Here is an 18896-nt window from a genome sequence, read left to right as displayed (position 1 = left end):
AGGCCACGACGGCCCGCGGGGGAGCGGGGCGCGCTACGGGGAGACCTGTGCCGCGCGCCGCTCCATCGCCCGGCGGGCCGTGTCCTCGCTGTCGTACACCTCGCACATGTGGCGCCCGTCCGGCGTGGCCGTGTGCTCGACCTCCCACAGGGAGACCTCCACGCCGTCGCGCAGCAGGAACGCGTGCTCGTAGAGCGAGAAGCCGATCCGGGCGCGGCCCGCGCGGCCCGGACCGCCGAAGGCCTGGACGATCTGGTGCCCGCACGCCGTCGACAGCCGGTCGGCGAGGGCGGCGTCGGGCCGGTCCGCGTTCTCCGCGCGGCGCAGCAGCCGGCGGGCGTGGTCCGCGGAGGCGTCGGGGACGTAGGCGTGCCGCGGGGCGGGGACGGGCGACAGCTGCACCTGCACCTGCACCTGCGCCGGCAGCTCGAAGTCGGGGGCGTCGGGCGGCAGCGCCAGCCGGGAGCCGGCGGTGCGCAGCTCCTCCTCGTCCACATAGACCTCGTGCTGCGGCTCGCCGCCCGGGGTGGTGTTGTGGACCAGCTCCCAGAGCGTGAGCGCCGAGCCGTCGGCGAGCAGCCAGGTGTGCCGGTAGGTCTCGCGGTGCAGCCCCGCACTGTGGTGCGCGGAGTGCAGGGAACCGTCGTGCGCCAGCGCGCAGTCCAGTCGCCGTATCGTCTCGTCGGGCAGCTCGAACGAGTTCAGGGCGCGCCCGAGCAGCCGCATGAGGTGCTCCTCTGGAGACTCGGGCGACTCGGGTGGTTCGTACGCTGACGTCTCGTACGGAACGCTCAAGGTTTCTCCCGGCGTTGCTGCATGTCACCTTGTGGGTGCATACCGTAGCCCCTCGGTCGGACATCATGTCCGGGAACCGAGAAAACGTACGCACGAAAAACGCGGGGGCCGCGCGAAAAGTTTCCGCGCGGCCCGAGAAACCGTCAAAAAACCCTGCTCAGAGGCGAGTCAGGCCTCACTTCCGGCGATCCACTCGCTCCACGGCATGTTCCAGCCGTTGAGGCCGTTGTCCGGAGCGATCGTGTCGTCCGGGGAGTTCTTGACGACCACGACGTCCCCGACGAGCGAGTTGTCGAAGAACCACTTGCCCGGGGTGTCGCCCTGCGCGCCCTGGACGTCCGCCAGGCCGACGCAGCCGTGGCTGGTGCCCTGGGAGCCGAAGGGCGGATTGCCGCGGCTGTACCAGTAGTTGCCGTGGATGAAGGTGCCCGACTGGCTCAGCCGCATCGCGTGCGGCACGTCCGGGATGTCGTACTCGCCGCCGAAGCCGACCGTCGAGCCGTTCATCCGCGTCTGCTCGGACTTCTCCGAGATCACCATCTGCCCGTTGTACGTCGGGTTCGCGGCGCTGCCCGCCGAGATCGGCACCGACTTGAGCGTCTTGCCGTCCCGCACCACCGTCATGGTCTGCGTGTTCACGTCCACCGTGGAGACCTGCGCGCGGCCCACGGTGAAGGTGACGGTCTTCTTCTGCACGCCGTAGAGGCCGTTCGCGCCCTCCACCCCGTCCAGGTCGATCTTCATCGTGACCTTGGAACCGGCCTTCCAGTACTGCTCGGGCCGGAAGTCGAGCCGCTGCGCGCCGAACCAGTGCCCGACCACCTCCTGCCCGCTGCTGGAGGTGACCGTGATGTGCGACTGCACGCTCTTCCGGTCGGTGATCGCCTTGTCGAAGGTGAACGACACCGGCATCCCCACCCCGACCGTGCTGCCGCCGTCCGGGGTGTACGTACCGACGAAGCTGTTCGCCGAGGAGACGGTCGTGAAGACCGAGTCGGCCGCCGCCGGGCGGCCGTCGCCGTCCTCCGCCCGTGCCGTGATCCGGTACTTCGTCCCCCGCTCCAGCTGCTCCTTCGGCTTCCAGCTGCTGCCGTCGCCGGACTCCGTGCCCGGCACCGCGGCACCCGTCTCCGCCACGGTCATCCGCACCTCGGTCAGCCTGCCGTCGCTGACCTTCACACCGGTCGAGTTGATCGAGGCGCCGGTCGACCCGTCCTTGGCCGAGATCACGAGCTTCGCGACCGAGGTGTCGGCGGCCCCGGCACCGCCCTTGCCGTCCTTCTTGTCGTCGGCGCTGGCGCTTCCGCCGCAGGCGGTGAGGGTGAGGGCGCCGACCACCAGGGCGGCACAGGCCCCCAGTACGCGCCGCGTGGCTATGTCCGGCGTTGTCACGGGCTGCTCCAGGTTCAGGTGTTGTGCGGTGTTCGCTTCAGCCGTGTAGAGGGCCCCGGCGGCTCGTGGGGTTCCCACCGGCCGCCCGGAACGCCGACACGTGACAAAACCCGGACAATCGCAACGCGGACGAGTCAACTGCCCCCGTACAGCTGCCCGTACGACGGCCAGGCCCCGCCCGGACCGTCCACCGGCCCGGCCGCCCGGACCGCCCGCACGATCGCGCGCGTCACCACGTCCGCGCCCGCCGCCAGCACCTCGTTCAGCGCGAGCGGCTGCCCGGCGTCGAGCGGACGCTCCCCGGTCGCCAGCGCGAACACCGTGTCGCCGTCGTTGAGCAGATGCACGGGCCGCACGGCACGCGCGATGCCGTCGTGCGCGGTGCCGGCCAGCTTCTGCGCCTGCGCCTTGGACAGGTCGGCGTCGGTGGCGACCACGGCGAGCGTGGTGTTCAGCGGCGGCGGCGCGTTCCTCGCCGCGAGCTCGGCCAGCCGCCGCCCCGCCGCCTCGTGCACGTCCGGCGCCGGGTACTCCACCCGCCCGCCCCGGAACAACTCCCCGTACAGCACCCCCGTCTCCGGATCCGTCACCGACCCCGCCGCGTTGGCCACCACCAGCGCCGCCACCGTGATCCCCGACTCCAGCACGGTGCTCGCGGTGCCCACCCCGCCCTTCAGCGTGCCGACCACGGCACCCGTGCCCGCCCCGACGCACCCCTCGGGCACCGTGGCACCCGGCGTGCTCGCGGACGCCGCCTCCGCCGCCGCGTACCCGGTGGCGGCGTCCGGCCTGGCCCGGAAGTCGCCCCCGCGTCCCAGGTCGAAGACGCAGGCCGCGGGCACCACCGGCACCACGTGCGCCGGGTCGGGACCGACCCGCACCCCGCGCCTCCGCTCCTCCAGCCAGGCCATCACACCCGAGGCCGCGTCGAGTCCGTAGGCGCTGCCGCCGGTCAGCACCACCGCCTGGACCTTCTGCACGAGGTTGCGCGGATCGAGGGCGTCGGTCTCCTTGGTGCCGGGACCGCCGCCGCGTACATCCACCCCGGCGACCACCCCGCCCTCCGGCGCGAGCACCACCGTGGTCCCCGTGAGCCACCCGTCCCCGGCCCGCGTCGCGTGCCCCACCCGCAGACCGGCGACATCCGTCAATGCGTCAGCTGTCATGCCCCCAGTCTCGTCCAGCCGCCGGCGACGGAACCTCGGTCGCCGACGGCGGGGTGTCGGTGGCCGGCACCGGCGGGGGAGCCGCGGCTCAGGCGGCCGGTGCCGCCGTCCGCCGCTCCCGTTCGGTCCGCCGCGCGGTCAGCGTCACCCCGGCCGCGACGGCGAGCGCCAGCACGATCCCCGCCACGAGCACCGCCGCGCCGCCCAGGAAGGTGCAGCCGAGCACCAGGACCGCGGCCGTGGGCAGCACGAGCTGCTCGGCGAGGCCCACCTTGAAGTGCCGCGCGTGCAGCGCCCACACCGTGAGCAGGAACACCGCCGTCGGCAGGGTCACCGCGAAGGACGCCGCGAGCGTCGAGACGTGTGCCTTTCCCACGGCCTGCTCCACCGCCACCTCCAGTCCCGCCCCGATCGCCGCCGCCGAGGAGAACACCAGGTAGTGGCCGTAACCCCACAGGAAGGACTGTCTGCTGGACCGCAGGTAGCTGTGGACGGGCACGACGAAGTAGATCCACCAGGCCGCGAAGACGATCAGCAGTCCGCCGGCCGCGATCGGGAGCACCTCGCCCAGCGCGTCGTTCTCCTCGATGCCCGACTTCACCGCCACGGTGGCCGCCGCGATCGTCTCGCCGAGCACGATGATCGTGAGCAGCCCGTACCGCTCGGAGATGTGGTGCGGATGCCAGGACGACGTGTGCTTGCGCTCGGCGAACGCCGGCACGCACAGCTCCAGCACCACCATCACCACGAACAGCCAGCCGCGGCCGCCCTCCGGCAGGAACAGCAGCCCCAGCCAGCCGATCTGGCAGAGCAGCACGCCGGCCGAGTAGGTCCGGGCCATGGTGCTCTCCGGCGGCGCGGCGGACCGGCCCGCCCTGAGCCACTGCGCCGCCATGGCGACCCGCATGATCACGTAACCGATGACGACGGCCGCCCAGTCGTGGTCCTCGAAGGCCCGGGAGACCCCGGCCGCCAGGACCAGCACCCCGGCGATCTGGACCAGCGTGACCACCCGGTAGAGGGCGTCGTCGTTGTCGTACGCCGAGGCGAACCAGGTGAAGTTCATCCACGCCCACCAGATGGCGAAGAAGACCATCGCGTAGTTGAGGACGCCCTCGCCGGCATGTCCCTCGGCGACGGCGTGCACCAGCTGGACGCCCGCCTGGGCGATGGCGACGACGAAGCAGAGGTCGAAGAACAGCTCCAGCGGTGTGGCGACGCGATGCTGTTCGTGCCGGTGGCGGGCCTTCAGCCGGCGCACCGGAGGGTGGCCGTCGGGCGGCGGCCCGGCGGGCGCGCTTGCGGAGGAGGGACTGGACATCATGGCTCCCAGCACAGCAGAGACGGAGCGGGCGTGCTCGCGGACCGCCCTCGCCGCCGGGACGAGCCGGACGGAGGGGACGTCGTCCACCAGGTGGGCCGTACCCTGGAGGCATGAGTGCCACCCCCGAGTCCGAGCCCCGTGCGCCCAGGCCCGCGCTGGTCTTCGACGACCCGCTGGACCAGCAGAGCTCGGACGACACCGACCGCGGCTGGGGCGAGCGGCCCGAGGGCGACGGCGCGGCCGACCTGAAGCGCTTCCTCGACGAGAAGCCGCCCCACCACCTGTGAGCCGCGCGCCCGGGCGTTACGAGCGGTCGTGTCCCGAACCGCGCTGGGCGACCAGCGCGTCGCGGATCTCCTTGAGCACCTCCAGCTCGGAGACCTCGATGACCTCCTCGGCGCTCTCCTTCGCCTTGCGGCGGGCCTCCTGCCGGGCCAGGTACTTCGACATGGGCAGCACCATCAGGAAGTAGACGACGGCCGCCGTGATCAGGAACGTGAGGGTGGCGCCCAGCACCGAGCCCCACAGGATCCGCACGCCCGTCGCGCTGTCGCCGGTCCCGGTGCACGGGCCCTTCAGACAGGAGCTGTAACCGTCCAGGCTCTGCGTGCCGAACGCCCCGACCAGCGGGTTGATGACTCCGTCCACCACCGAGTTGACGATCTTGGTGAAGGCGGCGCCGATGACGACCGCCACCGCCAGGTCGATGACGTTGCCGCGCATCAGGAAGGCCTTGAAGCCCTGCCAGACGCTCGGCGCGTTCTTCTCGCTCACGGTGGGAGCACTCCTCGCTTGAAAAGGTGTAGGAACCAAACGCTCCGCAACCTACGACAGCGTTGGGCCGTCCTGTCCAATCCGGTCCCTCGAACGAGGGACTTGACCGGCTCAGCACAGAGTCACCGCCAGCCGCTCCGTGGTACCCGCGCCGACCAGCCGGTGAGCGGTGGCCCGCGGTACCGAGAGGACGACCAGCGCCCCGCCCGCCGCCGGCTCCGCCACGGGCTCCGGCACCTTCGCCACCCGCACCCCGCGCGCGATCACGGAGGTGTCCCCCGTACCGCCGTCGCCGGTCGCGACCACGTCGACCCGGTCGCCCGGCCTCAGCAGCCGCACCGTGTCCGCGTCGGCGATGCGCACCGGTGCCGCCACGAGCCGGGTGCCGTGCCGCTCGCCCACCGGATCGGCCACCGGGTGTCCCCGAGCCCGCCGTGCGTCCTGCCCGCCGGCCCCCGGATGCGGGCCCGCCGCCACCAGTGCGGCGGCGGTGACGGCGAGCCCGACGGCCAGGGCACGCCGCCGGTGCGCCCCGAGCCGGTGCAGGGCACGTCGTCCGCCGCGCACCCGCACCGGGGCGAAGTACGGCACCTCGCAGGTGGGCGGCGCGTCGGCGCCGGGCGGAAGAGAGGAGGGGAAGGGGGAACGGGAGTTGGAGGAAGACGGCAGGGCGGGAGGGAACACGGTGACCACCACCTGTGACGAGGGACCGGCTTGCGTTCCCACGATGAGGCTTCTCGCCGCGTCCCGCCCGAGCCCGTGGACCACGGGCCGGTTGTGGACAACTCCCTCACCGGAACGTGGCGTTCCGCGCGCCAAACCCGGTGTTCCACACCGGAACGCGGCGTTCCCTTCACCGGAACCCGGTGCTCCGCGCCTGCCCGCCCGCTCTCAGTGCCCCTCCGTGCCCCTACGGCAGCGCGATCCCCGGATCCATGCCGCCCAGCGCCGCCCCGCACGGACAGTCCCGCTCCCCGGTCGCGGGCAGGGCGGCCACCGCGTCGAACAGGACGCCCCGCAGCCGGTCCACGTTCGCCGCGAACACCCGCAGCACCTCCTCGTGCGAGACGCCCTCGCCGCTCTCCGCACCGGCGTCGAGGTCGGTCACGAGGGTCAGCGAGGTGTAGCACAGCTCCAGCTCGCGGGCGAGGGCCGCCTCCGGGTGGCCGGTCATGCCCACCACCGACCAGCCCTGCGCCCGGTGCCACAGGGACTCCGCGCGGGTCCCGAAGCGCGGCCCCTCGACCACGACCAGGGTGCCGCCGTCCACGGGCTCCCACTCCCGCCCCCGGGCCGCCTTCAGCGCGGCGGCGCGGCCGGTGGGGCAGTACGGGTCGGCCAGTGACACGTGGACCACGTTGGGCACGGTGCCGTCGGGCATCGGCAGCCCGTCGAAGTAGGTCGACGGGCGGGACCGGGTGCGGTCGACGAACTGGTCCGGCACCAGCAGCGTGCCCGGCCCGTACTCGGGGCGCAGTCCGCCGACCGCGCACGGACCGAAGACCTGGCGGGCACCCACGGAGCGCAGCGCCCACAGATTGGCGCGGTAGTTGATCCGGTGCGGCGGCAGATGGTGGCCGCGGCCGTGCCGGGGGAGGAAGGCGACCCGTCGGCCGGCGACCTCGCCGACGAAGAGGGAGTCGCTGGGCGGCCCGTAGGGGGTGTCCACCCGGACCTCGGTGACGTCGTCGAGGAACGAGTAGAACCCGGAGCCGCCGATCACACCGATTTCGGCCCGCACATGCTCGGCCCGCGCGTTCTCGGCCTTCACCTTGTTCGCCATGTCCGCACCCTAACCGCCCCGCACAACGCCGAGGACCCCGTCGCCGGACGACGACAGGGTCTCGTAAGAAACGGGTCCCGCGCGGGCGGGGGAGCCGGCCGGGGAGCCGGCCGCTACGCGGCGGTGGAGCCCGCGGCGGAGCTGCCGGAACCCGAGGAGGACGCCGAGGACGTCGAGGACGAACCCGAGTCCGAGGAGGACGAGGAAGCCGAGGACGAGGCCGCCTTCGAGGACGACGACGCCGGCGAGCTGCTGGACGAGCTGCCGCGGCTGTCGTTGCGGTAGAAGCCGGAGCCCTTGAAGACGATGCCGACGGCCGAGAAGACCTTCTTCAGGCGTCCCTGGCAGTTCGGGCACTCGGTGAGGGCGTCGTCGGTGAACTTCTGCACCGCCTCGAGGCCCTCGCCGCACTCGGTGCACTGGTACTGGTACGTCGGCACTGTCTTCCTCCTGGCACTCTCACTCGATGAGTGCTAACGACGGTCTATAGTGACCTATTCCTCGGGATCAGTCCACTGTGGCGGGCGCGCGGTGACCGACACCACGTGCGACCGTGCGGCCGGAGGGCCGGGTCGCCAGCCGCGAGCGCAGCGCCACCAGGACCACCAGCGCCAGGACCGTGCCGCCCATCGGCACCAGGAATCCGGCGCCGTCCCAGAAGCGGTCCTCCAGCTGTCCGGCGACGGTCACGGCCGCCGCCTGGCCCAGCGCGACGGCGCCGGTCAGCCAGGTGAAGGCCTCGGTACGGGCGCCCGCCGGGACCAGGCCCTCGACCAGGGTGTAGCCGGTGACGATGGCGGGCGCGATGCACATGCCGACCAGCAGGCCGAGGCCGGCCAGCACGAGCACCGAGTGCGCGGCCCACAGGCCGGACGCGGTCAGCGCGAGGGCGGCGTAACCGACCAGCAGGCGCCGCTGCGGGGCCGCCTTCCAGGCGATGGCGCCGCAGGCCAGGCCGGAGATCATGTTGCCCGCCGCGAAGACGCCGTACAGGACGCCGTTCAGACCGGGCTCGCCGATCGACTCGGTGAAGGCCGCCAGCGACACCTGCATGCCGCCGAAGACGGACCCGATGCCCAGGAAGACGACGATCAGGACCCGTACGCCGGGCACCCGCAGCGCGGAAACGTGCTCCACGCGCGCGTGCCCGTCGCCGGCGCCACCCACGACGGGCTGGCTGCTCTTGCGCGCGGCGAACAGCAGACCGCCCACCAGGGTGAGCGCGGCCTCCGTGACCAGGCCCGCGGCGGGGTCGACGGCGGTGCACAGGGCGGTCGCCAGCAGGGGGCCGAGGACGAAGGTCAGCTCGTCGGTGACGGACTCGAAGGCGGCCGCCGTGCTCATCAGCGGGGAGTCCTTGAGCCGCGCGGCCCAGCGGGCCCGCACCATGGGCCCGACCTGCGGCACCGACGCACCGGTGGGCACCGCGGCGAGGAACAGCGCCCACAGGGGCGCGTCCGCGAGCGCGAGGACGGTCAGGGTCAGGCCGGACGCCGCGTGCACCAGCACGCCGGGCAGCAGCACGGCGCGCTGCCCGTAGCGGTCGGCGAGCCGGCCGCTGTACGGGGCGAAGACGGCCATGGAGACACCGGTGACGGCCGCGGCGGCGCCGGCCACGCCGTAGGAGCCGGTGGTGTGCTGCACCAGCAGCACGATGGAGAGGGTGAGCATGGCGAACGGCTGGCGTGCCGCGAAGCCGGGGAGCAGGAACGTCCAGGCGCCGCGGGTGCGCAGCAGCTGTCCGTATCCCGGACGGGTGACCGTGGATGCCACGGCCCGTGCCTTTCTGCCGCCTGGTAGCGCGGTCCCGCCTCGCGTGTGGGCGTCGTGCGGGAGCGCCGAGAGCTGTCCACTTGCGCGGACTGCGGTAGATGCCGGAGCCCGCGTGGATGAGGGGGCGATCCGGCCGCCATACGGTCGCGCCAGCTCTGCTTCAGACAGAGGTGGTTCGATCAGGTGCGGCCTTCATCCTACAGGGAGCAGGACCGGCGCGGCCTGTGAAAGTGGGCACCCTTCACCCGGTCACCCGCGACCCCTGCGAGCGCCCTCGGCGCCTCCGGTGCCCAGCCAGCCGGCCAGCTTGCCGCCGTGGCCGACCGCGCGCAGCCGTGCCTCGGCGGCGTCCCGGACGGGGTCGGTGGCGACCACCAGGAGTTCGTCGCCGCGGCGCAGGCCCGTGGTCGGCAGCGGTACGAAGGAGGTCCCGTCGCGGACCACCAGGGTGACGGCGGCCCCGGTGGGCAGCCGCAGCTCGTTGACCTCGACGCCGTGCATCTTCGAACCCTCGGGGATGGTCACGGACAGCAGGTGCCCGCGCAGCCGCTCCAGGGGCGCCGACTCGATGCCTAGGTCGGCCGCCTCGTCCCCCTTGCCCAGGCGCAGCTTGCGCGCCAGCCACGGCAGCGTCGGGCCCTGCACCAGGGTGTAGACGACGACCAGCACGAAGACGATGTTGAAGATGCGGTGGCTGCCCGCGACGCCCTCCACCATGGGGATCGTCGCCAGGATGATGGGCACCGCGCCGCGCAGCCCGGCCCACGACATCAGGGCCTGCTCCTGCCACGGCACCCGGAACGGCACCAGGCACAGCACGACGCTCAGCGGGCGGGCCACCATGGTGAGGACCAGTCCGATGACCAGGGCGGGCAGGATGTCGTCGCCCAGCTCGTGCGGGGTGACCAGCAGGCCGAGCAGGACGAACATGCCGATCTGGGCGAGCCAGCCGAGTCCGTCGGCGAAGCCCCGGGTGGCGGGCCAGTGCGGCAGCCGGGCGTTGCCCATGACCATCGAGGCGAGGTAGACGGCGAGGAAGCCGCTGCCGTGGGCCATGGCGCCGGCGGCGTAGGCGGCGATGGCGATCGACATGACGGCGATGGGGTAGAGGCCGGAGGCGGGCAGCGCGACGTGCTTCAGTCCCCACGAGCCCAGCCAGCCGACCGCGAGTCCGATGGCCGCGCCGATGGCCAGTTCCAGGGCGATCTCGCCGATGAGCACGTACCAGTGCTCGATCGGTCCGGCCGTGGAGAAGGCGACCACGAGGATGACCACGGGGGCGTCGTTGAAGCCGGACTCGGCCTCCAGCGTGCCCGTTATCCGCTTGGGCAGCGGAATCCGGCGCAGCACGGAGAAGACGGCCGCGGCGTCCGTGGAGGAGACCACGGCCCCGACGATCAGGGCCTGCCGCCATTCGAGGCCGGTCAGGTAGTGCGCGCCCGCCGCGGTCACGCCGACGCTCACCGCTACACCGCCCAGGGCCAGCGCGGAGGCGGCCGGGAGCGCCGGTTTCGCCTCCTTCCACTTCGTGCCGAGCCCGCCCTCGGCCAGGATCACGACGAGCGCCCCGTAGCCGATGACCTGGACCAGTTCGGCGTTGTCGAACTGGATGTCGCCGATGCCGTCCTGGCCCATGGCGATGCCGATGGCCAGGTAGACGAGCAGGCTGGGGAGCCCGCTGCGCGAGGAGATCCGGACCGCCGCCACGGCGATGAGCAGGACGAGCGAGCAGACGAGCAGGAGCTGGTTGAGGTGGTGGACAGTCAGCGGCCGTTCCCTTCCCTGGCGCACAGCGTGAATCACAGCGCGGATGAGCGTGCCCGCCCGGCGCGCGCGGCTTACGCGCGAGGCGTGCACCGGCGCACCACCCATGGCACACGAATCCGCCATGTTCTGCGGGCAACTACTTCGTTACCTTACCTAACTCTTGACGCTTTCTTGACGCTCGGCTTGGCAAGATCGAACGCCCGTGCGTCCCGGTACCCGACTCCGCGTCAAGGCGGAGCCGGGCCTGCGCCTACAGTTGCTCCAGCGCTCGGCGTTCCGCGCCCGGCGCTCCGTACGAAGCACAGCCCGCCCCTGCCGCTCGTGTTAGGACAGCAAGGACAGCGATGCCCCCCACCACCACCGCCTCCACGGGTCAGCAGCCCGGCACGTCCGGCAGGAAGAAGGGGCGCAAGGGGCGCAAGGGCCGCCTGCTCGTCCTCGTGCTGGTCCTGGCCCTCGTCGGCGGCCTCGCCTACGGGGCGTACTGGTCGATCAGCACCGTCCGCGCGTCCTTCCCGCAGACCAAGGGTTCGATCACGCTGGACGGCCTGTCGGGTCCGGTCGACGTCAAGCGCGACGGGTACGGCATCCCGCAGATCTACGCCTCCACCGAGGAGGACCTGTTCATGGCGCAGGGCTACGTCCAGGCGCAGGACCGGTTCTACGAGATGGACGTCCGCCGGCACATGACCGCGGGGCGCCTGTCGGAGATGTTCGGCAAGGGGCAGGTCGACAACGACGAGTTCCTGCGCACCCTGGGCTGGCACCGGGTGGCGAAGAAGGAGTACGACGAGAAGCTGTCGGACTCCACCAAGAAGTACCTCCAGGCGTACTCCAAGGGCGTCAACGCCTACCTGAAGGGCAAGGACGGCGCGGACATCTCCCTGGAGTACGCGGCCCTCGGGTTCACCAACGACTACAAGCCCCAGGAGTGGACGCCGGTCGACTCGGTGGCCTGGCTCAAGGCGATGGCCTGGGACCTGCGCGGCAACATGCAGGACGAGATCGACCGGGCGCTGATGACCAGCCGCCTCGGCCCGAAGCAGATCGCCGACCTGTACCCGGCGTACCCGTACGACCGCAACAAGGCGATCGTCCAGGAGGGCCAGTACGACGAGCTGACGCAGACCTTCGACGGCGGCGACGGCGGCTCGTCGGACGGCGGCGACGGCACGGGGGCCGGGACGGGGACTGGCACGGGCACGGGCACCGGCTCCGGCAGCGCCCTCCAGGGCCAACTGGCCGGCCTCCAGGACGTCCTGGACAACGTCCCCACCGCCGTCGGCGTGAACGGCAACGGCATCGGCTCCAACTCGTGGGTCGTCTCCGGCAAGCACACCATCACCGGCAAGCCGCTGCTGGCCAACGACCCGCACCTGTCGCCGTCCCTGCCGTCCGTCTGGTACCAGATGGGCCTGCACTGCCGCACCGTCTCCGACAAGTGCCGCTACGACGTGGCCGGCTACACCTTCGCGGGCATGCCCGGCGTGGTCATCGGCCACAACCAGGAGATCGCCTGGGGCCTGACCAACTCCGGCGCCGACGTCACCGACCTCTACCTGGAGAAGATCACCGGCGAGGGCTACCAGTACGACGGCAAGGTGGTCCCCTTCGAGACGCGCGAGGAGACCATCAAGGTCGCCGGCGGTGACTCCAAGAAGATCGTCGTCCGCGAGACCAACAACGGGCCCCTGCTCTCCGACCGCGACGACGAGCTGGTGAAGACCGGCAAGAAGGCGACCGTCGACAGCTCCGCGCCCGACCGCGGCGACGGCTACGGCGTCGCCCTGCGCTGGACCGCGCTGGAGGCGGGCACCACCATGGACGCCGTCTTCGCCATCGACCGGGCGCAGAACTGGGACGAGTTCCGCGAGGGCGCCGCCCTGTTCGACGTGCCCTCGCAGAACCTGGTCTACGCCGACAGCGAGCACATCGGCTACACACTGCCCGGCCGGATCCCGGTGCGCGCCGAGGGCCACGACGGTTCGGTCCCGGCGCCGGGCTGGAGTTCCAAGTACCGCTGGACCGGCGAGTACATCGACCAGGACGAGCTGCCCTACGAGTACGACCCGGAGCGCGGCTACATCGTGACCGCCAACCAGGCCGTCGTCGACGAGGACAAGTACCCGTACACGCTCACCACGGACTGGGGCTACGGCGCCCGCAGCCAGCGCATCACCTCCCTGATCGAGCAGAAGATCAAGGACGGCGGCAAGATCTCCACGGACGACATGCGCCAGATGCAGCTGGACAACAGCAGCGAGATGGCCAAGCTGCTCGTGCCCCAGCTGCTGAAGATCGACGTCGCCGACAAGGACGTCCGCGAGGCGCAGAAGCTGCTGGAGGGCTGGGACTACACCCAGGACGCCGACTCGGCCGCCGCCGCGTACTTCAACGCCGTCTGGCGCAACATCCTCAAGCTCGCCTTCGGCAACAAGCTGCCCAAGGAGCTGCGGGTCGAGGGCCAGTGCCTGTGGGTCGACCCGGTCAACACCACCGGCCCGGCGGACGAGACCAACAAGGTCCGCGAGTGCGGCCAGCGCGACCCCGGCCAGGCGCAGCCGGACGGCGGCGACCGCTGGTTCGAGGTGGTGCGCAACCTGATGGACAAGCCGAAGAGCGACTGGTGGTCGACGCCCGCCAACGGCACCCGCAAGGGCGCCGACCACAACCGCGACGACCTGTTCAAGCGCGCCATGATCGACGCCCGCTGGGAGCTGACCGCCAAGCTCGGCAAGGACATCGACACCTGGAACTGGGGCCGGCTGCACCGCCTGTTCCTGAAGAACCAGACCCTGGGCACCGAGGGCCCCGGCTTCCTGAAGTACGCCCTCAACCGCGGCCCCTGGAAGCTCAGCGGCGGCGAGGCGGCGGTCAACGCCTCCGGCTGGAACGCGGCCGGCGGCTACGGGGTGATCTGGGTGCCGTCCATGCGGATGGTGGTCAACCTCGGTGACCTCGACAAGTCCCGCTGGATCAACCTCACCGGCGCCTCCGGACACGCCTACAGCGCCCACTACACCGACCAGACCGACAAGTGGGCCGACGGCGAACTGCTGCCGTGGTCCTTCTCGAAGAAGGCCGTCGACGAGAGCACGAGCGACACACTGGTGCTCAAGCCGTAGCCGGGCACCCGTCCGTCCCACGGAAACGGCCTCCACGCGCGCGTGGAGGCCGTTTCCCGTCTCCTGGGCCCGTCAGCGGAACCTGCGCACCCCCGACGGCGTCACCACCGCGTCCACCGGCCGGTCGTGCGGCTGGGCGGGGACGTGCGCGACGACCTCCCGGTCGTACAGCAGCACCAGCAGCGCGGGGTGCGCGCCCGCCGCCGTCAGCCGCGCCAGCACCCGGTCGTACGAGCCGCCGCCGCGCCCCAGCCGCAGGCCCCGGCCGTCCACCGCGACCCCCGGCAGCAGCACGACGTCCGCCCCCGTCACCGCGTCCGGCCCCAGCCGCGCACCGGCGGGCTCCCACAGCTCCATCCGCCCGCCGTGCCGCACGCGCGCGAGGGAGTCCGGTCCGGTGTACTCGCCCCAGTCCAGGTCGTTGTCCGGCAGCAGCGCGGGCAGCAGGACGCGCACCCCCCGCGCGCGCAGCGCGTCCAGGAGCGCGAGGGTGCCCGGCTCGGCGCCCACCGAGACGTACGCCGCCACGGCGCGCGCCCCCGCCACCTCCGGCAGCGCGAGCGCCCGCCCGGCCAGCGCCTCGGCGGCTTCCCGCAGGTCGTCCGGCGTCAACCTGTTCCTCGCCGCGAGGAAAGCCCGCCGCAACGTCCGCTTGTCAGGTTCGTCCACAGGGCCGAGATGAGACATCGGTGACTCCCGTACCGCGCTAATGCGCTCATATGAGCGGCTATGATCCCGAGTCACAGATTCTCCCTATAGGCACCGGATATGGTGGCGCGCATGACTCAGTCCCACCCCAGGATCAGCAAGGCTGTCATCCCAGCAGCCGGTCTCGGTACCCGGTTCCTGCCGGCCACCAAGGCCACTCCCAAGGAGATGCTGCCGGTCGTCGACAAGCCGGCGATCCAGTACGTGGTCGAAGAGGCCGTGGCCGCGGGCCTCGGCGACGTCCTCATGGTCACGGGCCGCAACAAGCGGCCCCTGGAAGACCACTTCGACCGCAACTACGAACTGGAGTCCGCCCTCCAGAAGAAGGGCGACGCCGGTCGTCTGGCCAAGGTCCAGGAGTCCAGCGACCTGGCAATGATCCACTACGTCCGCCAGGGCGACCCCAAGGGCCTCGGCCACGCCGTGCTGTGCGCCGCCCCGCACGTCGGCCACGAGCCCTTCGCGGTCCTGCTCGGCGACGACCTGATCGACCCGCGCGACCCGCTGCTCCAGCGCATGATCGACGTCCAGGAGCAGTACGGCGGCAGTGTGATCGCCCTCATGGAGGTCGCGCCGGAGCAGATCCACCTCTACGGCTGCGCGGCCGTGGAGAGCACCGAGGACAGCGACGTCGTCAAGGTCGGCGGACTCGTCGAGAAGCCCGACCCGGCCGACGCCCCGTCCAACTACGCCATCATCGGCCGTTACGTCCTCGACCCGCACATCTTCGACATACTCCGCAAGACCGAGCCCGGCCGCGGCGGCGAGATCCAGCTGACCGACGCCCTCCAGCGGCTCGCCGAGGACGAGTCCGTGGGCGGCCCGGTGCACGGCGTGGTCTTCAAGGGCCGCCGCTATGACACCGGCGACCGCGGCGACTACCTGCGTGCCATTGTCAGACTCGCATGCGAACGTGAAGACCTGGGCCCGGACTTCCGGACCTGGCTTCGCAGTTACGTAGCCGAGGAGATGTAAGGACGTTGAGCAGCAGCGCACACCGTGACACCGGCCACGACCACGCCGCCGCGGGCTCCGGTCCGGACCGGCTGTGGTCGGTGCAGGACCACCTGGACGACGTCCTGTCCACCGTCCGCCCCCTGGACCCCATCGAGCTGAACCTGCTCGACGCCCAGGGCTGCGTCCTGGTCGACGACGTCACGGTGCCGCTGTCCCTGCCCCCGTTCGACAACAGCTCCATGGACGGGTACGCGGTGCGGGTCACCGACGTCGCCGGGGCCAGCGAGGAGTTCCCCGCGGTCCTGGAGGTCGTCGGGGACGTCGCCGCCGGCCAGACCGACCCGGTCGCCGTGGGCCCCGGCCAGGCCGCCCGGATCATGACCGGTGCCCCGCTCCCGCCCGGCGCCGAGGCCGTCGTCCCCGTCGAGTGGACCGACGGCGGGCTCGGCGAGGGCCCGGTGGCCGGCATGCGCGCCCGCAGCCTGGCCCCGGAGGGCGCCGAGGGCCACGTCCACGTGTACCGGCCGGCCGAGGCACGCGCGCACGTGCGTGCCAAGGGCAGCGACGTCCGCGCCGGCGACCGCGCCCTGGCGGCCGGCACGGTCCTCGGCCCGCCGCAGATCGGCCTGCTCGCCGCGATCGGCCGGGGCACGGTACGGGTGCGCCCGCGCCCGCGCGTGGTGGTGCTCTCCACCGGCAGCGAACTGGTCCAGCCCGACGAGCAGCTGGCCGCCGGTCAGATCTACGACTCCAACAGCTTCGCGCTCACCGCGGCCGCCCGGGACGCCGGTGCCATCGCCTACCGGGTGGGCGCGGTCGCCGACGACGCCGAGACCCTGCGGTCCACCATCGAGGACCAACTGGTGCGCGCCGACCTGATGGTCACCACCGGCGGCGTGAGCGTCGGGGCGTACGACGTGGTCAAGGAGGCGCTGGCGCACGTCGGGGACGAGGACGAGCCGGGCGGCGGCGTGGACTTCCGCAAGCTCGCCATGCAGCCCGGCAAGCCCCAGGGCTTCGGCTCGATCGGCCCGGACCACACCCCGCTGCTCGCCCTGCCGGGCAACCCGGTCTCGTCGTACGTCTCCTTCGAGCTGTTCGTGCGCCCGGCGATCCGCACCCTCATGGGCCTGCCCGACGTGCACCGCCCGACGGTCACCGCGTCGTTGGCCGCGGACAAGGCGCTGACCTCGCCCAAGGGCCGCCGGCAGTTCCTGCGGGGCAGCCACGCCGACGGATCGGTCACCCCGGTCGGCGGCTCCGGCTCCCACCTGGTGGCCGCCCTCGCGCACGCGAACGCGCTGATCGTCGTCCCCGAGGACACCGAGTCCGTCGAGCCCGGCGCCCGGGTCGAGGTGGTCCTGCTCGGCTGACCGGTCCCCGATGGCGGTACCGTGTCGCGCACAGCAGGCCCACGCGCCGCACCGCGCCGGGCCAGGACCGGGAGCGCCACACGAGCATGAGTACGCAGGACCGACCGCCGGGCAGCGGACAGGACCCGCAGGACCGGCTGACGCACATCGACGAGGCGGGCGCCGCCCGGATGGTCGACGTGTCCGGCAAGGACGTGACCGCCCGCACCGCCCGCGCCAGCGGACGCGTCCTCGTCGCGCCCCGCGTGGTCGAGCTGCTGCGCGGCGAGGGCGTGCCGAAGGGCGACGCCCTGGCCACCGCCCGGATCGCGGGCATCATGGGCGCCAAACGCACCCCCGACCTGATCCCCCTGTGCCACCCGTTGTCGGTCTCCGGTGTGAAACTGGACCTGTCGGTCGCGGACGACGCCGTGGAGATCACCGCCACGGTGAAGACGACGGATCGCACGGGCGTCGAGATGGAGGCGCTCACCGCGGTCTCCGTCGCCGCGCTCACCGTGGTCGACATGGTCAAGGCGGTCGACAAGGGAGCGGTCATCACGGACGTGCGGGTGGAGCAGAAGACGGGCGGCAAGTCCGGCGACTGGACCAGGTCATGACGCCGGACGACGGTGTGGGAGGGGCCCTCCCCGGGCCGTACGCCGCCCTGGTCGTCACGGCGTCCAACCGGGCCGCCGCCGGTGTCTACGAGGACAAGGGCGGCCCGCTGGTCGCCGAGGGCCTGCGCCGCTTCGGGTTCGCCGTCGACGGCCCGCGAGTCGTCCCCGACGGCGACCCCGTCGAAGCCGCCCTGCGCGCGGGCGCCGAAGCGGGCTACGACGTCATCGTCACCACCGGCGGCACCGGCGTCTCGCCGACCGACCGCACCCCCGAGGCGACCCGGGCGGTGATCGACTACGAGGTCCCGGGCATCGCGGAGGCGATCCGGGCGTACGGCCGGGACAAGGTGCCGACCGCGGTGCTCTCCAGGGGCCTGGCCGGAGTGGCGGACGGGACGCTGATCGTCAACCTGCCGGGCTCCTCCGGCGGGGTGAAGGACGGCCTCGCCGTGCTGGAGCCGCTGCTGAAGCACGCCGTGGACCAGCTCCGCGGCGGCGACCACCCGAGACCCGCCAGTGGTGGGGGTGCGAGCTGAACAGCCCGTCCTGGCCCGCGGAGCTGAGGGACGGCGACATCGTCCTGAGGCCGATAAGACTGCGCGACCAGCGGATCTGGCGCGAGGTCAACCGGCGCAACCGGGACTGGCTGCGGCCGTGGGAGGCCACCATTCCGCCCCCCGGGCCCGGCGGCCCGATCGCGCACCGGCCGACCTACCGGCAGATGGTGCGGCACCTGAGGTCCGAGGCCCACGCGGGCCGGATGCTGCCGTTCGTCATCGAGTACCAGGGGCGGCTGGTCGGCCAGTTGACGGTGGCCGGCATCACCTGGGGCTCGATGTGCTCCGGGCACATCGGCTACTGGGTGGACGAGGCGGTGGCCGGGCGCGGGGTGATGCCGACGGCCGTGGCGATGACCGTGGACCACTGTTTCCGCACCGTCGGGCTGCACCGCGTCGAGGTCTGCATTCGCCCCGAGAACGCGCCCAGCCGCCGGGTCGTGGAGAAACTCGGATTCCGCGAGGAGGGCCTCCGGCCGCGATATCTGCACATCGACGGAGCCTGGCGGGACCATCTCGTCTTCGCGCTCACCGCGGAAGAGGTTCCCGAAGGCCTGCTGCGGCGATGGCACCGGTCACGGCAGCACCGCGGCACGCCGAACGCGGGGAACAGCGGCACCACGGGCAACACGACAACCCCGGGAATTGAATAAACGTTCGAAATTGATCGGGTCGCGACCATCCGGAAGCGGGTAATTTCGCGCTCCTGGCAGTCGGCTGATCGGATCGGTCACAAGAAAAGTTCGAAATATCAGCCAGATCGTGCGACACACCGGCTCAATTGGCGGATGGCCTCACGCAAA

Annotated in this window: 18 protein-coding genes; 7 read left to right on the top strand and 11 right to left on the bottom strand. The window is 72.0% G+C overall.

All coding sequences use genetic code 11. The features are described 5' to 3' along the window. Positions 1-33: 33 nt before the first annotated feature. From K7854_RS15705 to K7854_RS15690, 4 genes are all read right to left on the bottom strand, one after another. Positions 34-795 carry a DUF6227 family protein gene (locus K7854_RS15705; RefSeq protein WP_226027114.1) on the bottom strand — a complete coding sequence of 254 codons (762 nt, stop codon included), beginning with the start codon at positions 793-795 and terminating at the stop codon, positions 34-36. A gap of 168 nt (positions 796-963) precedes the next feature. Further along, positions 964-2187: a L,D-transpeptidase gene (locus tag K7854_RS15700; RefSeq protein WP_226027113.1), complete on the bottom strand. Its 1224-nt coding sequence runs from the start codon at positions 2185-2187 to the stop codon at positions 964-966. 134 nt (positions 2188-2321) lie between these two features. Then, positions 2322-3353, bottom strand: coding sequence for a P1 family peptidase (locus tag K7854_RS15695; protein WP_226027112.1), 1032 nt, complete (start codon positions 3351-3353; stop codon positions 2322-2324). 88 nt (positions 3354-3441) lie between these two features. After that, positions 3442-4674 carry a low temperature requirement protein A gene (locus tag K7854_RS15690; protein ID WP_226027162.1) on the bottom strand — a complete coding sequence of 411 codons (1233 nt, stop codon included), beginning with the start codon at positions 4672-4674 and terminating at the stop codon, positions 3442-3444. 113 nt (positions 4675-4787) lie between these two features. Between K7854_RS15690 and K7854_RS15685 the strand changes: the two genes are divergently transcribed. After that, positions 4788-4964 carry a hypothetical protein gene (locus tag K7854_RS15685; RefSeq protein WP_226027111.1) on the top strand — a complete coding sequence of 59 codons (177 nt, stop codon included), beginning with the start codon at positions 4788-4790 and terminating at the stop codon, positions 4962-4964. A 16-nt stretch (positions 4965-4980) separates the two neighbouring features. On the opposite strand, the gene mscL is transcribed toward K7854_RS15685, so the two are convergent. The 6 genes from mscL to K7854_RS15655 form a co-directional block, all read right to left on the bottom strand. Continuing rightward, positions 4981-5451 carry a large conductance mechanosensitive channel protein MscL gene (gene mscL / locus K7854_RS15680; protein WP_226027110.1) on the bottom strand — a complete coding sequence of 157 codons (471 nt, stop codon included), beginning with the start codon at positions 5449-5451 and terminating at the stop codon, positions 4981-4983. Positions 5452-5562: 111 nt separating this feature from the next. After that, complete coding sequence (locus K7854_RS15675) at positions 5563-6042, bottom strand: CpaB family protein (RefSeq protein ID WP_308112538.1); 480 nt, start codon at positions 6040-6042, stop codon at positions 5563-5565. 319 nt (positions 6043-6361) lie between these two features. Beyond that, positions 6362-7234 (bottom strand): S-methyl-5'-thioadenosine phosphorylase, encoded by an 873-nt coding sequence (locus tag K7854_RS15670; protein WP_226027109.1) that lies wholly within the window; start codon positions 7232-7234, stop codon positions 6362-6364. A gap of 113 nt (positions 7235-7347) precedes the next feature. Further along, positions 7348-7674 carry an FmdB family zinc ribbon protein gene (locus K7854_RS15665; protein ID WP_226027108.1) on the bottom strand — a complete coding sequence of 109 codons (327 nt, stop codon included), beginning with the start codon at positions 7672-7674 and terminating at the stop codon, positions 7348-7350. 67 nt (positions 7675-7741) lie between these two features. Further along, a complete protein-coding gene (locus K7854_RS15660; protein ID WP_226027107.1) occupies positions 7742-9007 on the bottom strand; it encodes an MFS transporter in 1266 nt (421 codons plus the stop codon). A gap of 249 nt (positions 9008-9256) precedes the next feature. Next, entirely contained in the window at positions 9257-10879 is a 1623-nt protein-coding gene (locus tag K7854_RS15655; RefSeq protein ID WP_372481037.1) for a potassium/proton antiporter, read from the bottom strand. A gap of 239 nt (positions 10880-11118) precedes the next feature. Between K7854_RS15655 and K7854_RS15650 the strand changes: the two genes are divergently transcribed. Further along, positions 11119-13899: a penicillin acylase family protein gene (locus K7854_RS15650; protein ID WP_226027106.1), complete on the top strand. Its 2781-nt coding sequence runs from the start codon at positions 11119-11121 to the stop codon at positions 13897-13899. 72 nt (positions 13900-13971) lie between these two features. Here K7854_RS15650 and K7854_RS15645 read toward each other — a convergent pair whose 3' ends face one another. Then, complete coding sequence (locus K7854_RS15645; RefSeq protein ID WP_226027105.1) at positions 13972-14586, bottom strand: 5-formyltetrahydrofolate cyclo-ligase; 615 nt, start codon at positions 14584-14586, stop codon at positions 13972-13974. A 93-nt stretch (positions 14587-14679) separates the two neighbouring features. Here K7854_RS15645 and galU point away from each other — a divergent pair, with 93 nt between their 5' ends. The 5 genes from galU (at position 14680) to K7854_RS15620 (ending at position 18746) form a co-directional block, all read left to right on the top strand. Continuing rightward, positions 14680-15582: a UTP--glucose-1-phosphate uridylyltransferase GalU gene (gene galU, locus K7854_RS15640; protein WP_226027104.1), complete on the top strand. Its 903-nt coding sequence runs from the start codon at positions 14680-14682 to the stop codon at positions 15580-15582. Between the two features lie 5 nt (positions 15583-15587). Further along, on the top strand, positions 15588-16937 hold the full coding sequence (gene glp / locus K7854_RS15635; protein WP_372481036.1) for a molybdotransferase-like divisome protein Glp: 1350 nt from the start codon (positions 15588-15590) through the stop codon (positions 16935-16937). Positions 16938-17023: 86 nt separating this feature from the next. Then, positions 17024-17536 carry a cyclic pyranopterin monophosphate synthase MoaC gene (moaC, locus tag K7854_RS15630; RefSeq protein ID WP_226027103.1) on the top strand — a complete coding sequence of 171 codons (513 nt, stop codon included), beginning with the start codon at positions 17024-17026 and terminating at the stop codon, positions 17534-17536. Further along, entirely contained in the window at positions 17533-18072 is a 540-nt protein-coding gene (locus tag K7854_RS15625; protein WP_226027102.1) for a MogA/MoaB family molybdenum cofactor biosynthesis protein, read from the top strand. The genes moaC and K7854_RS15625 overlap by 4 nt, the downstream gene beginning before the upstream one ends. Continuing rightward, positions 18069-18746: a GNAT family N-acetyltransferase gene (locus K7854_RS15620; RefSeq protein WP_226027158.1), complete on the top strand. Its 678-nt coding sequence runs from the start codon at positions 18069-18071 to the stop codon at positions 18744-18746. The genes K7854_RS15625 and K7854_RS15620 overlap by 4 nt, the downstream gene beginning before the upstream one ends. Positions 18747-18896: the final 150 nt, after the last annotated feature.

Source organism: Streptomyces hyderabadensis (assembly GCF_020404845.1).
In the GTDB taxonomy this organism is placed as follows: domain Bacteria; phylum Actinomycetota; class Actinomycetes; order Streptomycetales; family Streptomycetaceae; genus Streptomyces; species Streptomyces hyderabadensis.
Note: the sequence above shows the minus strand (reverse complement) of the source record. Positions and strands in the feature narration are given on the sequence as shown.